The organism is Stutzerimonas chloritidismutans, assembly GCF_051486945.1.
GTDB lineage: Bacteria > Pseudomonadota > Gammaproteobacteria > Pseudomonadales > Pseudomonadaceae > Stutzerimonas > Stutzerimonas chloritidismutans_B.
This window is the reverse complement of sequence record NZ_JAHVDX010000003.1, coordinates 696,764-709,793: the sequence shown is the minus strand read 5'-3', so window position 1 is coordinate 709,793 and position 13,030 is coordinate 696,764. Positions and strand designations below refer to the sequence as shown.

Genomic DNA, 13,030 nt, shown 5'->3' with positions numbered 1-13,030 from the left:
GCGCTACAGCCGATAAACCCAACTCGCAAGCGCTGTCCGCCGGCTATGGACGGTGGCGGACGATCCAAGGTTCCGTAGGCCCCGTTCAGAGGTCGGTCATCGGGTGACTGCCGCTTCGCTGGAACTTGCTCACACCTTCTCCCGTCCCTATCCCAGGACGCCTGTTTTACCCGGCATCGGCCATGTGTGCTTCCTGCAGTCAGCACCGACCGACTCGCCGACCCTAACCCTGGAGATGCTTGCAGCGGCCGCGCTCATACGGTCAGCCGTGCAGCCTCGTGCGCGTCGAAATTTGGTAAGCGAGGTAGATACATGATTCTGGTCACGGGTGGAGCTGGATACATCGGGTCCCATGCAGTGCTGGAGCTCCTGCAGGCTGGCCACGAAGTGCTGGTGCTGGACAATCTTTGCAACAGTTCAAAAGTCGCGCTGGATCGGGTAGAGCGCCTGGCCGGCCGTAACGTCCAGTTCGTTAAAGGCGACGTGCGCAACCGCTCGCTACTCAACGCCCTGTTCGCCTCGTACCCCATCAAAGCTGTGCTGCATTTCGCTGGGCTCAAGGCCGTTGGCGAAAGCGTGCGTGAGCCGCTGCGCTATTACGAAACCAACGTCAGCGGCAGCATCGCGCTGTGCCAGGCGATGGCCGAGGCCGGCATCTTCCGGCTGGTGTTCAGCTCCTCGGCGACGGTCTACGGCGAGGCGCCGAAGATGCCGATCACTGAGCAGAACCCGACCGGCCTGCCGACAAATCCCTATGGGCAATCCAAGCTCATGGCGGAGAACGTGCTCAAGGGCCTGGCGGAATCCGACCCGCGCTGGTCGATCGCACTGCTGCGCTATTTCAACCCCATTGGCGCGCATGAGTCCGGCCTGATCGGCGAAGACCCCAACGGCATTCCAAACAACCTGCTGCCTTACATGCTTCAGGTCGCGGTTGGCCGGCGCAAGCAGCTAAGCGTCTACGGCGCCGACTACCCGACCCCGGACGGCACCGGCGTACGCGACTACATCCATGTGGTCGACCTGGCCAAGGGGCACCTCAAGGCACTCGAGCGGCTGGAGCAGGTACGCGGCGTGCAGGTTTGGAACCTGGGCACCGGGCGCGGCTACTCGGTACGTCAGATGATCACCGCGTTCGAAGAAGTCATCGGCCGCCCGCTGCCGCACATCTACAAGGCCCGCCGCCCCGGCGACATCGCGCAGTGCTGGTCGGATCCGACCAAGGCCCGCGAGGAATTGGGCTGGGAAGCGGAGAAAGACCTGCTGACCATGCTCGCCGACGCCTGGCGCTGGCAGAGCCGCAACCCCAAGGGCTACGCCGCCAGCAAGGTCGCGGCCGACCAGGCCGCCAACGCCGAAACCGCGCTGGCCAGCTAGGCCAACGCGGCGGGTGCGTCAGGGTGCGCCGCAGCTCAGCTCGCTGCGAATCTTGGAGACATCGAGCCGGCGATTCTGCTGCACCACGCCGGTGAGCTGCGGATCACGTACTGCGAGTCGCAACAGGGCTTCGCGAATCTGCGCGGCGGTCGCGCAGGGATTGAGCGAGGCATAGAGCGCAGCAGCGCCAGTGACGTGCGGCGCGGCCATCGATGTGCCGCTCATGTAGGCGTAGCCGGCGGCGCCGGTCGAGGTGGGCACCGTCGAGACGATGTTCAGGCCGGGCGCGGCGATGTGCACCGTGTTTACGCCATAGTTCGAGAAGCTGGCGCGGCGGCCATTCTGATCCAGCGCGCCAACGGAAATCACGTTGGGCAGCTGGTAGCTCGCCGGGTAGCTCGGTGCTGCGTCGATGTCGAGCCCGCTATTGCCCGCCGCGGCGATGAACAGGATGTTGGCGTTGCCGGCCGCCTTGATTGCGTCATACAGCGCCTGCGAATAGCCGCCGCCGCCCCAGGAATTGTTGGTGGCAACCAGGTTGATCTTCTTCGCCAATTTCAACTGGGTCAGGTAGTTGATCGCCTTGACCGCGCTCGCCGTAGTACCGCCGTTTGCACCGAGGAACTTGGCGGATATCAGCCGTGCGCTCGGGCACACACCGAACACACCGGCACCGTTATTCGCCGCAGCGGCCACCGTGCCGGCGACATGAGTGCCGTGGTCGTCAGCGGGGCCGTCGTAAACGCTGGCGTTGTTCGCGGCGAAGTCCCAGCCGCGAAGATCATCGACGAAGCCGTTGCGGTCGTTGTCCTTACGGTCAGCGCGGCTGCCCTCGCCCGGGTTGAGCCAGACGTTGGCGCGCAGATCACCGTGGTTGATCATCACGCCCTCATCGATGATGCCGACGTGCACGCTGCTCGAGCACAATGCCCCAGCGTTCCAGGCCGCCAGCGCGCCGCTGCCGTAGGTGGAGGTTGGCGAAGTGGTGGCGCCCTGCATACCCCACAGCAGATTGAGGCCCGGATCGTTGGGGTTGGCCACCTGGGTGCGGTAGACCCAGTTCGGTTCCACGTATTCCACCGCCGGGTCAGCCGCCAGCTGCGCGATCAGCGCGGCGTCGACCTTGCGGCCCTTGCCAAGCTGCGCCTGGACCAGATCACCCTTGGCATCGCGGCGCGCGGCCTTGTCGATCAGCTTGCGCCCGACCTTGGCGCCCCGCCGGCTCAACGCGGTGGCCTTGGCTGTTTCCGACGCGCTGGCCTTGAACTGCACCAGCAGCTCACCGGCAACGAACGGCCGGCCCGCCTTGAGGGAGGCGTCAACCGAGGGGCTGGGTTTGGCAGCCACTTGCTCGGCCCCCGTGGCGAGCAACGCGAACATGACCAGACCGATAGGTTTCTTGTAGACCATCACTGTTCTCCGAACGACTGCAGACAGCCACGCCCAAGCGGAGCGGCCTATGTGCGGACTGTATCGGCACGAACGATGTCGTTTTAGTGGCGCCAGACGAATGGCGAAGCCGTTAGTCGGCGTTTTGCCATCACGCTAGCGGGCATCCTTGGCCCATTCGTGCCGCAACCAGTCCGCCAGGCGTTCAGCACGGCGATCCAGACGCCGCGCCGGCACCCAGAGCGCGAGCCGCGCGCGGGCCTCGACGAATCCCCAGGGCGCCAGCAGCCGGCCCTGGCGTAGATCGTCGGCTACCAGCTGTTGCGGCGCGATAGCCACGCCCAGCCCGGCCAGCGCCGCCTCCAGCAGGTAATAGAGATGTTCGAAGCCCTGCCCCGTCTGCAATCGGCCGGGCTCGATGCCATGCGCTTGCGCCCACGCCGGCCAGGCCTGCGGACGGGACGCGGTATGCAGCAATGCCTCCTCGAGCAGCGCCGTAGCCGGCGCGCGGCGCAGCGCCTCCGCGCGTGGATGATGCGGGCTAAGCACCGGGCCGATGCGTTCGGCTGCCAGCTCGAACACCCGCATATCTGCCGGCCAGGGGGGCTCGGCGTACCAGAGCGTGGCATCGAGCCCGGGCCGTCGAGGGTCCAGCTCGCCTTCGCTGGCAGAAAGCTGGAGGTGCAGATCCGGCAGGTCCCGGTTGAGGCGATCCAGCCGTGGGATGAACCACCGCGCCAACAGGCTGCCCGGGCAGCCCAGTACGAAGGGTGCATCGGCCGTCTGCTGCCGCAGCTCGGTGCAGGTTTCACGTAAACGCGCAAAGGCCTCGCCCGCTGACTCACGAAGGCGCAGCCCGGCATCGGTGAGTTTTACGCCGCGCCCATCCTTGGCGAAGAGGACCAGGCCGAGGTCGTCTTCGAGCAGTCGGATCTGCCGGCTGATGGCGCCGTGCGTCACGTTGAGCTCGGCCGCCGCCTGGCTGATACTCAGCAGTCGGGCTGCGGCTTCGAAGGCACGCAAGGCGTTGAGGGGTGGAAGACCGTGACTCATAGGTGAGATTTCCTGACAGGTTGCAGCGATCTTATCGCTTTTCCTCTCGGTCACGTAGGGTTAGGGTGCATTCATCCCGTACGCCCCAGCAGCTTGGTGCCGAACGCCAGCAAGCTGGCTTCTACATCGTTCTCCGGAGATAGCCATGACTTCATTCCGCAGCGGCCCTGACGCCAGGGGCCTGTTCGGCCGCTTCGGCGGCCAGTTCGTCGCCGAAACCCTGATGCCGCTGATCAACCAGCTGGCCGCCGAATACGAGAAGGCCAAGAGCGATCCGGCCTTCCAGGAAGAACTCGCCTACTTCCAGCGCGACTACATCGGCCGTGCCAGCCCGCTGTATTACGCCGAGCGCCTTTCCGAGCACTTCGGCGGAGCGAAGATCTACCTCAAGCGCGAAGACCTGAATCACACCGGCGCGCACAAGATCAACAACTGCATCGGCCAGATCCTCCTGGCCAAGCGCATGGGCAAGCAGCGCATCATCGCCGAGACCGGCGCCGGCATGCACGGCGTGGCCACCGCCACCGTTGCGGCGCGTTTCGGCATGCAGTGCGTGGTCTACATGGGCACCACCGACATCGAGCGCCAGCAGGCCAACGTCTTCCGCATGCGGCTGTTGGGCGCCGAGGTGATTCCGGTCACCGCCGGCACCGGCACCCTGAAGGACGCGATGAACGAGGCCCTGCGCGACTGGGTGACCAACGTTCACAACACCTTCTACCTGATCGGCACGGCCGCAGGCCCGCACCCCTACCCGGCCATGGTTCGCGACTTCCAGTCGGTAATCGGCAACGAAGTGCGCGAGCAGATCATGGAGAAGGAAGGCCGCCTGCCCGACTCGCTGGTCGCCTGCATCGGCGGTGGCTCCAACGCCATCGGCCTGTTCCATCCGTTCCTCGATGACGAGTCGGTGCAGATCGTTGGTGTCGAAGCGGCCGGTCACGGTATCGAAACCGGCAAGCACGCCGCGAGCATGGCTGGTGGCGCGCCGGGCGTGCTGCACGGCAACCGCACCTTCCTCCTGCAGGACAAGGACGGCCAGATCACCGATGCCCACTCGATTTCCGCCGGCCTCGACTACCCAGGCGTCGGCCCGGAGCACGCCTGGTTGCACGAGATCAAGCGCGTCGAATACGTGCCTTGCACCGATGACGAAGCCCTGGCCGCGTTCCACCAGTGCTGCCGCCTGGAAGGCATCATTCCCGCGCTGGAATCCGCCCATGCCCTGGCCGAAGCCTTCAAGCGCGCGGCAAGGCTGCCAAAAGAGCACCTGATGGTGGTCAACCTCTCCGGCCGCGGCGACAAGGACATGCAAACCGTCATGCACCACTACGACGAACAGGAAGAACACATATGAGCTCGGTGAACACTCGCCTGCAGACGCGCTTCGCACAACTGAAGCAGGAAAACCGCGCCGCGCTGGTGACCTTCGTGACCGCCGGCGACCCGGACTACGCCACCTCGCTCGCCATCCTCAAGGGCCTGCCGGAGGCCGGCGCCGATGTCATCGAGCTGGGCATGCCCTTCACCGATCCGATGGCCGACGGCCCGGCGATCCAGCTGGCGAACATCCGCGCCCTGGCCGCCAAGCAGAACCTGCCGAAGACGCTGCAGATGGTCCGCGAATTTCGCGAAAGCAACAGCACTACCCCGCTGGTACTGATGGGTTACTACAACCCGATCTTCGCCTATGGCGTCGAGCGTTTTGTCAGCGATGCGAAAGAAGCGGGTGTCGACGGTTTGATCGTCGTCGACCTGCCGCCGGAGCATAACGACGAGCTCTGCGACCCGGCCCAGAACGCCGGTATCGACTTCATCCGCCTGACCACCCCGACCACCGACGACGCACGCCTGCCCACCGTACTCAACGGCAGCTCGGGCTTCGTCTACTACGTCTCGGTGGCCGGCGTGACCGGGGCCGGTTCCGCCACTCTGGAACACGTCGAGGAAGCGGTCGCGCGCCTGAAGCGCCATACCGATCTGCCCGTGTGCGTCGGCTTCGGCATCCGCACATCGGAGCAGGCCGCGGCCATCGCCCGCCTGACCGAGGGCGTAGTGGTGGGTTCGGCGCTGATCGACCAGATCGCCAGCGCCGAAACGTCCGAACAGGCCGTCGAGGGTGTGCTGGGACTCTGTCGCGAATTGAGCGAAGGCGTGCGGGCCGCACGGCAGTAACTATCTTCGGCGAAGAAAGAGCTGCTGCCCGGCCATGCCGGCCAGCAGCTTTTTATTGTTCGCTTTCCGGCAGGCTCAAGACGGCAAAAGAAAGGATCTGAAATGGACATCACCCACCTTCCCTTCGGCACTACAGACTGGGCGAGCGTCGAGCCCACCGAGCATGCCGGCGAAACCGGCATGGCCTACTGGCGAACCTGCCAGTTCGGCCCGATCCGCGTACGCATGGTCGAGTACACCCCCGGCTACCTGGCCGATCACTGGTGCACCAAGGGCCACATCCTGCTGTGCCTGTCCGGTGAGCTGCATACCGAACTGGCGGACGGCCGCCGCTTCACCCTGACGCCCGGCACGAGCTACCAAGTCGGGGACGGCGCAGAGCCGCACCGGTCCTCTACCGAGGCCGGTGCAACGTTATTCGTCGTGGATTGAGGCGCCGTCTTTCAAGGCGCCAGCAAGAGAACCGGCCCGCTAGGCGGTGCAGAAATTCAGCGGGAGACCATGGCGCGCCGCCAGGGCAGTCGCAGCGCGCTGACCCGGATTACCAGCTGCCGACAGGCTCGGTATGCGCGTCGTCGTAGTCCGCCGCGATCGCTGTGTCGTGAGGTTCGGATTCGGCCTTCGGTATGGTCGCATCGCCCTTGCGAAGCCCCAGGGCGGTGATCAGCGTCTCGCTGACTTCCATAAACGAGTATCCATCGGCCCATACCTGGGTGCCGTTCAGCTTGTTGTCCATTTTGCAGACCTCTCGAAGCCGGAGCGCATTCCAGCGATGTCATTTCGTTTGTTGTTGTAACAGGGCTAATCGGGAACATATGGAGCATCGACCATGCCAGCCGAGCCACTTAATAAACTCTTTTATAATCATAAACTTACGTGATAATTAAGCCGTTTTGATCCTTGCACATTGCATTGTCACCGTTGGGTTACGTTGCAATCTGCACGCATCCTGCGGCTTGAGCGAGACCATCCAGGCGCGCATATCCGTCGCCGTTCGCGCAGAATCAAGGGCACCGGCAAAGCAAGGCCAGGCATTAGCAAAACGCAGGCAAGCTCAGATGCAGATTGATGAAGAATTCACCCTGAAAAAGCTCGAGGTTTTCCTCGCCTTCATGCGTAGCGGAAACCTGAGCAAGGCGGCAGCGGAGCTGAACACGAGCAACGTCAGCGTGCATCGCGCCATCCATTCGCTGGAAAGCGCACTGCGCTGCCCGCTGTTCAAGCACGAGGGGCGCAACCTGATACCCCTGGAAAGCGCTTACGTACTGGAAGAAAACGCCCAGAAGCTGGTACAGGATGTCTTGGAAACAGTGCGCCAAACGCGCCAGGCCGCGGGCTTTTCGGCGGAGCGGTTCAAGCTTGGCGCACTGTACTCGCTGACGGTGAAAACTGTGCCGCAGCTGATCATGGGTCTGAAGCTGCGGCGCAGCGAGCTCAACATCGACTTGATCCTCGGCTCCAACGTCGACCTGTTCTACAAACTGAAGAACATGGAGCTCGATGCGATTCTGGTCTCACTGAACGACAGCGTCAGCCACGACCCGGATTGCGCACAGTTGCCGCTGTTCGCCGATGACATCTTTCTCGCCGCGCCGGCCGATTCGCCTTTTGCGCAACAGCCGGAAGTCGACCTGAGCGAGCTTCGCGACGCCACTTTCATCACCCTGACGCAGGGCTTCGCGACGCACCAGGACGGCAATCGGGTGTTCCAGCAGGCGGGCTTCGAGCCCAAGGTGGCGATGCAGGTGAATGACATCTTCACCTTGCTGAGCATGGTCAATTCAGGCGTCGGGTATGCATTGCTGCCCGGGCGGGTGGGGATGGTCTACGAGTCGCGGGTGAAGCTGGTGCCGCTGCAGGCCCGCTATCACCTGCAGCAGCATATCGGTGTGGTGTTTCTGAAGGCCAAGGAACGCGATCCCAACCTGCTCGCGTTCCTGGCCGAATGCCGGATGTACAGCCTCAAGCATCCAAGCTGATCGTGCGATCGGCGAGGTTGTTCGGGCGAATAAATTCGCCCCACAAGCCGGGCTAAAGCAACCTGTAGGGGCGAACTTGTTCGCCCATCAAGCCTCGCCGCACCGCCCGGGCGAATGTCACCCCACCAACCGGGCGCGGCTCACCTAGTGCGACCCCCTGTCGCGCCAGGCGCGCCCTTGCGCATTGGGACGATCAGCCCAGCATGCCGCGCATGATGAAGAACAGCAGTGACGGACCGAGCAGGCATCCCAGCGCAGTGTAGAACGCAGCGGTCAGGCAACCGTAAGGCACCAGCTTCGCATCCGTTGCAGCCAGTCCACCCGCTACCCCACTGGAAGTGCCGATCAAGCCGCCGAAGATCACGGCCGCACGCGGGTTGTTCAGGCCGATCATCGGGGCGAAGAAGGGGGTGGCGATCATCACCAGGATCGCCTTGACCAGGCCGGCCGCGATGGACAGCGCCATGACTTCGGAACTGGCACCAATCGCCGCGCCGGTGACCGGGCCGACGATGTAGGTCACGGCGCCCGTGCCGATGGTGGTCAGGCTGACCGCATCGGTGTAACCGAAGGCCATGGCCACCCCAACTCCCGCGATAAAGGACGAAAACACGCCGACAAACAGCGCCAGCACACCGACCATGCCGGCGCGCTTGAGCTCCTCGACACTGACCCCAAAGCCAGTCGCAACGATGGCGAAGTCCCGCAGCATGGCGCCGCCGAGCAGCCCGATACCTGAGAACAGCGCGATATCCACCAGGCCTTTCTGCCCGCCGGTGACCACGCCGCCGATGTACGACAGCAGGAGGCCGATAAGGATGGCTACCGCCGAGCCATGCAGGCGGCCTTTGGTGAGCTTGTCCGACAGCCAATAGGAGATCCACATGGTCGCGCCGATGATGGCGAAGCCGCTGATCATTCCGTAGCCGGTGATCACTTTCATCAGGGATTCGTACATGGCCGTTACCCCCGGGCGCCGTTGGTGGCTGGCTTGGCCGAGGCGACCGGCTCGGCCTCAAACTTTTTTCGGCCGATCCGATCCAGCACGGGTACCAGGACGAAGGCCAGGGCAACCGCCGCTACACCGGCAAGGATCGCCATCGGACCGCCTGCCAGCGCGCCGTAGACATTCTGCTGCGCGGCCATGGCCACCACGATCGGGATGTACACGGCGCTCCAGAACTTGATGCCCTGCTCGGACTCCGGATTGAACAGGCCGCGCTTCTTCAGATAGCTGCCGATCAGGATCAGCAGCACCATGGCGATACCAACACCGCCGACGTTGGCCGGCACGCCGATGGCCTTGCCGAGCAGCTCGCCAACAAAGATACCGGTGAGGGTACACAAGGCCAGAAAGGCCACACCAAAGATGATCATTGTTCTTGTCCTTTTGGTTGCGCTCCAGCCTGCATGGGCCCTGGCGCGTGTTTGTCGAGGTAGTTGTTTTTATTCATCGATCAGCTGGCGAGTAAGGCTTGCTCGCGCTGAGTGTGCACGCGGTCTATCGGCTCTGGCTGCCCTCCTGACGCAGCAAGGCGTCCAGTGTGTCCTGCCGGGCCCCATCGAAGGCGGCCAGCGTGCCCTGTTCGAAAACCCGCCGCGCCAGCCCGGTCAGCACCTGGCCCGGAGGCAATTCGATATGCAGTAGCACGCCGCGCTCGTAGGCCGTGCGCAAGGTGCCGTGCCAGTCGACGACGCGGCACATGTTGAAGGCCAGGTCGTCGCGCAGGCGCTCGGCGTCGAACAACGGGCGCGCCGAGGAGCCGCTGAGGTAGCGAATCCGCGGTGCGCGCACCTCCACCTCGGCGAAAGCGTCCGCCAGCCGCTGTGCCGGCTGCTCGAGCAGCGCGCAATGCGAGGGCACGCTCATCGCCAGGCGCCGCGCACAGGAGGCGCCCAGCGCTTTGGCCCGGCCGGCGACCGCGGCCATGGCGGCGTCGCTGCCGGCGATGACGATCTGGTTGTCGGCGTTGATGTTACCGAGATGGACCGGGCCCTCGGCTTCGGCCAGCAGCGACTCCACCGCACCCAGCGACAAGCCGAGGATGGCGGTCATGCCATAGCCCTCGGGATAGGCCTGCTGCATCAGCTCGCCGCGCAGTGCGACCAGGCGCAGGGCGTCGGCGAACGTCAGCGACTCGGCGACAACCGCCGCGGCATAGGCACCGATGGACAGCCCGGCGACGTAGTCCGGCCGCTGGCCATCGCGCATCAGCAGGCGCGCTCCGGCGACACCGGCGATCAGCAGGCAGAGCTGCACCGCGCGGGTCGATTGCAGCGCTTCGGCCGAATCGAGCAGCAACGCATCCTCGCCGAGCACGGCACTGGCCTCGGCCAGGGTCGCAGCGATTTCTGGCGCATCCGGCAGGCGATGCAACATGCCCGGCTTCTGCGCGCCCTGGCCGGGAAAGGCGAACAGACTGCTCATGCCGCCCGCCCCTCTACCCAGGGGTTGGCGACCAGGCGCGGTCCTTCGGCGGTCTTGGCCAGCACCCGGGCGGCGCCACCGGCCCAATCGCTGAGCGCGACGCCACCGAGCGGCGTTTCGAGTTGCAGGTCGACGCGACAGGCGCGACCTTCAAGCATTTGCAGCAACGAGCGCGCTTCGCTGCGCGGCAGTGGCCATTCGGCTCTTAGCAGCAGATCGAGATCGCTGTCCGGATGCGCGGTCTGCAGTCCGGTGGCGAGCTGGAAGCCGGCCGAGCCGGTGACACCCCAGGCATGGCCGAGGGCATCGAGCAGCGGACGCAGGCCAGCCAGCACGCGGAACACCGGCAGGTCTTCGCTGGCGCGACGATCGAGCAGCTGCTCCGGCGTCAGCCGATGGCTGATCGCGGCGATCGGCATCAGCGCGGCCAGACGCTGGTCTCGCGTGGCCCCGCGCAGGCCGACCGCCACCTGCCCTGGCGCGACGACGGCACGACGCACCACCACCGGCTGGCCGGCGGCGAGCACGGCCACCGCCCAGGCCGGGGCATCGGCCGGCAACTGCTCGGGACGCATACCCCAGAGCAGGTCGTGGGGGCGAGGTGTGTCGTGCATCTACAGCCTCCTCGTGATTGTTGTTGTCGAGTCGCTGATACGGGTTCGGCGAATACGCCGCTCAGGTGTTCGTTACCACTGCGCGCGCAACAGCTCGCGCACCCGCGACGACGCCTCGCGATTCGGCGCGCCGAGACGGCCGCGCAGATCGCTGCTGCCACCGATGTCCACGACGGCCTTGGCGAGACAGTCGCGCACACGCGCCAGATCATCCGCCGAGGGCTGCTCGATGCTGTCCACGGCGAGGGTTTCCCAGAGCAGGCCGAGGGTCGCGTAGTTGTCGATGTCGTAGGCCATTGGCGGCACCGATTCGGCCAGGGCTTCCAGCTCCTCGACGCTGCGCAGGGTGATGCGCGCCGCGGCGGCCTTGCCCATGGCATGCACCATCACGCCCGGATCGCGCAGGGCGATGATCCGCTGGGCCTGATAGCCATGAGCGAGAAAGGCGCCGGACATGGCCTTGCCCACCAGCAGCGCGATCACCGGGTGCCCAGCCAGCCGTGCGCGGGCATAGCCATCCACCGCGCCGGCGAGGGCCTGGTGAATGCCCAGCGCCTCCTCGCGGCGGCCATAGGCCTGGCTCGGCACGTCGACCACGGCGACCACCACACGCTTGTCCGCCTTGTCGCGATCGGCGGCGATCACCTCGTCCAGCGCCTGGCCCAGGGCCCAGCCTTCGAGCAGACCGACCTCGCCGTTGCGCGCGCGCGGAAAGGGATTCTCGGCGTCCGGCACCACGGCGATATAGCGGGCGGTACGATCACCAAGGCTGCCATCGACCACCTTCACCGAGGCCGGGTAGCCCGCCAGTGCCTGACCGCCGGCCAGGGCTTGCAACCAGTTCAGTCCACGGCTCATTGGGCATCTCCTTCGTAGAGGGCACGCACGGCGGCGGCATCGAGCTGCGTGCGGGTGTCGACGTCGGCCAGGCGCTGGAGGTACCAGGCGTGGCGGCGGCTTCGCGGCTGCAGCGGCTTGCCGAGGGCGAACAGTTCGTGCAGTTGCGCGCGGATGGCGTCGGTGTCGTCGGCCACGTAGGCATCCACCAGACCCGAGGCGTAGCGTTGCTCACCGCCGGTCAGGCTCCAGATAAAGGGGCGGTCGCGCGAGTCGTACTCGTCGAGCCCGGCTTCCTGCTCGATCACCTGCGGGCCGTTGAGGCCGACGCGGGCTTCGCGGGTGACGACCAGGTAGCTGCACAGCCCGGCCGCGATGGACATGCCACCGAAGCAGCCGACGGAACCGGCGACCACGCCGATCACCGGCTGGTAGTCGCGCAGCTCGACGATGGCCGCCTGGATCTCGGCGATGGCGGCCAGGCCCAGGTTGGCTTCCTGCAGACGCACGCCTCCGGTTTCCAGCAGGAGCACGGCGCGGGTCGGGATGCCGTTGCGGTTGTCTTCGGCAGCCAGTTCCAGCGCGCCGGCGATCTTCGCGCCGCCGACTTCGCCCATGCTGCCGCCCTGGAAGGCGCCTTCGATGGCGGCGATCACCGCCGGCTGGCCGTCAATGGTGCCCTTGGCGACCACCACGCCGTCGTCGGCCTGGGTGACGATGCCCTGCTTCGGCAGCCAGGGCGAGGTGACGCGATCGAACGGATCGAGCAGTTCGCGGAAGCTACCCTCGTCTAGCAGTGCGCGGGCACGCTGGCGGGCACCGAGTTCGACGAAGCTGCGCGACTCGAGTAAACGGGCCACGGTGTTAGCGGACACATCAGTCATGGCCGACCTCCTCCAGTCCCTGCTCCAGGCGCAGACGCACTACGCCGGGTGTGGCCCCAAAATCGTGAATATCGATGTTCAATGCCGGTGGCGTCTGCCCGCGGAACATCCGCTCGAACAGACTCTTCCAGCGTTGCTCGGCACCATTGACCGAGGTGACTACCTGGATCGCCAGCTTGCCGGCCTGGCCGGGTTCCAGCAGGACTTCCAGATCGCCCGAGCCGACCACGCCGACCAGGGCCTTGCCGCGGGCGGGTTGCCCGGCGGCGAATTCGAAAGACAGGGTTTCCATGT

General features: G+C 65.4%; 15 protein-coding genes. 5 read left to right on the top strand and 10 right to left on the bottom strand.

The features are described 5' to 3' along the window. The first annotated feature begins 312 nt into the window (after window positions 1–312). Window positions 313–1,377: a UDP-glucose 4-epimerase GalE gene (galE, locus tag KXR72_RS15230; protein WP_437421927.1), complete on the top strand. Its 1,065-nt coding sequence runs from the start codon at window positions 313–315 to the stop codon at window positions 1,375–1,377. 18 nt (window positions 1,378–1,395) lie between these two features. On the opposite strand, the gene KXR72_RS15225 is transcribed toward galE, so the two are convergent. Both KXR72_RS15225 and KXR72_RS15220 read right to left on the bottom strand, forming a co-directional pair. Beyond that, complete coding sequence (locus KXR72_RS15225; RefSeq protein WP_437421926.1) at window positions 1,396–2,787, bottom strand: S8 family peptidase; 1,392 nt, start codon at window positions 2,785–2,787, stop codon at window positions 1,396–1,398. Window positions 2,788–2,922: 135 nt separating this feature from the next. Further along, window positions 2,923–3,819, bottom strand: coding sequence for a LysR family transcriptional regulator (locus KXR72_RS15220; protein ID WP_437421925.1), 897 nt, complete (start codon window positions 3,817–3,819; stop codon window positions 2,923–2,925). Window positions 3,820–3,964: 145 nt separating this feature from the next. On the opposite strand from KXR72_RS15220, the gene trpB reads away from it, so the two are divergent. The 3 genes from trpB (at window position 3,965) to KXR72_RS15205 (ending at window position 6,426) form a co-directional block, all read left to right on the top strand. Then, entirely contained in the window at window positions 3,965–5,176 is a 1,212-nt protein-coding gene (gene trpB, locus KXR72_RS15215; protein WP_437421924.1) for a tryptophan synthase subunit beta, read from the top strand. Further along, window positions 5,173–5,994, top strand: a complete 822-nt coding sequence (trpA, locus tag KXR72_RS15210; protein WP_437421923.1) for a tryptophan synthase subunit alpha — start codon at window positions 5,173–5,175, stop codon at window positions 5,992–5,994. The genes trpB and trpA overlap by 4 nt, the downstream gene beginning before the upstream one ends. A gap of 102 nt (window positions 5,995–6,096) precedes the next feature. Continuing rightward, window positions 6,097–6,426, top strand: a complete 330-nt coding sequence (locus tag KXR72_RS15205) for a DHCW motif cupin fold protein (RefSeq protein ID WP_437421922.1) — start codon at window positions 6,097–6,099, stop codon at window positions 6,424–6,426. 109 nt (window positions 6,427–6,535) lie between these two features. On the opposite strand, the gene KXR72_RS15200 is transcribed toward KXR72_RS15205, so the two are convergent. Further along, a complete protein-coding gene (locus tag KXR72_RS15200) occupies window positions 6,536–6,730 on the bottom strand; it encodes a hypothetical protein (protein ID WP_437421921.1) in 195 nt (64 codons plus the stop codon). A gap of 322 nt (window positions 6,731–7,052) precedes the next feature. On the opposite strand from KXR72_RS15200, the gene KXR72_RS15195 reads away from it, so the two are divergent. Next, window positions 7,053–7,973 carry a LysR family transcriptional regulator gene (locus KXR72_RS15195; RefSeq protein ID WP_437421920.1) on the top strand — a complete coding sequence of 307 codons (921 nt, stop codon included), beginning with the start codon at window positions 7,053–7,055 and terminating at the stop codon, window positions 7,971–7,973. A 193-nt stretch (window positions 7,974–8,166) separates the two neighbouring features. Here the strand turns inward: KXR72_RS15195 and madM are convergent, their stop codons facing one another. The 7 genes from madM to KXR72_RS15160 form a co-directional block, all read right to left on the bottom strand. Next, window positions 8,167–8,931 carry a malonate transporter subunit MadM gene (gene madM, locus KXR72_RS15190; protein WP_437421919.1) on the bottom strand — a complete coding sequence of 255 codons (765 nt, stop codon included), beginning with the start codon at window positions 8,929–8,931 and terminating at the stop codon, window positions 8,167–8,169. 5 nt (window positions 8,932–8,936) lie between these two features. Beyond that, a complete protein-coding gene (gene madL, locus KXR72_RS15185; protein ID WP_437421918.1) occupies window positions 8,937–9,350 on the bottom strand; it encodes a malonate transporter subunit MadL in 414 nt (137 codons plus the stop codon). 124 nt (window positions 9,351–9,474) lie between these two features. Then, window positions 9,475–10,401: a malonate decarboxylase subunit epsilon gene (mdcH, locus tag KXR72_RS15180; protein ID WP_437421917.1), complete on the bottom strand. Its 927-nt coding sequence runs from the start codon at window positions 10,399–10,401 to the stop codon at window positions 9,475–9,477. Continuing rightward, window positions 10,398–11,015 (bottom strand): malonate decarboxylase holo-ACP synthase, encoded by a 618-nt coding sequence (locus KXR72_RS15175; protein WP_437421916.1) that lies wholly within the window; start codon window positions 11,013–11,015, stop codon window positions 10,398–10,400. The genes mdcH and KXR72_RS15175 overlap by 4 nt, the downstream gene beginning before the upstream one ends. A 72-nt stretch (window positions 11,016–11,087) precedes the next feature. After that, entirely contained in the window at window positions 11,088–11,873 is a 786-nt protein-coding gene (gene mdcE, locus KXR72_RS15170; protein WP_437421915.1) for a biotin-independent malonate decarboxylase subunit gamma, read from the bottom strand. Then, window positions 11,870–12,736 (bottom strand): biotin-independent malonate decarboxylase subunit beta, encoded by an 867-nt coding sequence (locus tag KXR72_RS15165; RefSeq protein WP_045159614.1) that lies wholly within the window; start codon window positions 12,734–12,736, stop codon window positions 11,870–11,872. The genes mdcE and KXR72_RS15165 overlap by 4 nt, the downstream gene beginning before the upstream one ends. Continuing rightward, on the bottom strand, window positions 12,729–13,028 hold the full coding sequence (locus KXR72_RS15160; RefSeq protein WP_437421914.1) for a malonate decarboxylase subunit delta: 300 nt from the start codon (window positions 13,026–13,028) through the stop codon (window positions 12,729–12,731). Before KXR72_RS15160 ends, KXR72_RS15165 begins: the two co-directional genes overlap by 8 nt. Window positions 13,029–13,030: the final 2 nt, after the last annotated feature.

Excerpts from the sequence above, each read along its gene's own strand:
- madM (WP_437421919.1), bottom strand. The coding sequence starts at position 8,931 with ATGTACGAATCCCTGATGAAAGTGATCACCGGCTACGGAATGATCAGC.
- trpB (WP_437421924.1), top strand. The coding sequence starts at position 3,965 with ATGACTTCATTCCGCAGCGGCCCTGACGCCAGGGGCCTGTTCGGCCGC.
- KXR72_RS15220 (WP_437421925.1), bottom strand. The coding sequence starts at position 3,819 with ATGAGTCACGGTCTTCCACCCCTCAACGCCTTGCGTGCCTTCGAAGCC.
- mdcE (WP_437421915.1), bottom strand. The coding sequence starts at position 11,873 with ATGAGCCGTGGACTGAACTGGTTGCAAGCCCTGGCCGGCGGTCAGGCA.
- galE (WP_437421927.1), top strand. The coding sequence starts at position 313 with ATGATTCTGGTCACGGGTGGAGCTGGATACATCGGGTCCCATGCAGTG.
- KXR72_RS15225 (WP_437421926.1), bottom strand. The coding sequence starts at position 2,787 with ATGGTCTACAAGAAACCTATCGGTCTGGTCATGTTCGCGTTGCTCGCC.
- KXR72_RS15165 (WP_045159614.1), bottom strand. The coding sequence starts at position 12,736 with ATGACTGATGTGTCCGCTAACACCGTGGCCCGTTTACTCGAGTCGCGC.
- KXR72_RS15160 (WP_437421914.1), bottom strand. The coding sequence starts at position 13,028 with ATGGAAACCCTGTCTTTCGAATTCGCCGCCGGGCAACCCGCCCGCGGC.
- trpA (WP_437421923.1), top strand. The coding sequence starts at position 5,173 with ATGAGCTCGGTGAACACTCGCCTGCAGACGCGCTTCGCACAACTGAAG.
- mdcH (WP_437421917.1), bottom strand. The coding sequence starts at position 10,401 with ATGAGCAGTCTGTTCGCCTTTCCCGGCCAGGGCGCGCAGAAGCCGGGC.
- KXR72_RS15175 (WP_437421916.1), bottom strand. The coding sequence starts at position 11,015 with ATGCACGACACACCTCGCCCCCACGACCTGCTCTGGGGTATGCGTCCC.
- KXR72_RS15200 (WP_437421921.1), bottom strand. The coding sequence starts at position 6,730 with ATGGACAACAAGCTGAACGGCACCCAGGTATGGGCCGATGGATACTCG.
- KXR72_RS15195 (WP_437421920.1), top strand. The coding sequence starts at position 7,053 with ATGCAGATTGATGAAGAATTCACCCTGAAAAAGCTCGAGGTTTTCCTC.
- madL (WP_437421918.1), bottom strand. The coding sequence starts at position 9,350 with ATGATCATCTTTGGTGTGGCCTTTCTGGCCTTGTGTACCCTCACCGGT.
- KXR72_RS15205 (WP_437421922.1), top strand. The coding sequence starts at position 6,097 with ATGGACATCACCCACCTTCCCTTCGGCACTACAGACTGGGCGAGCGTC.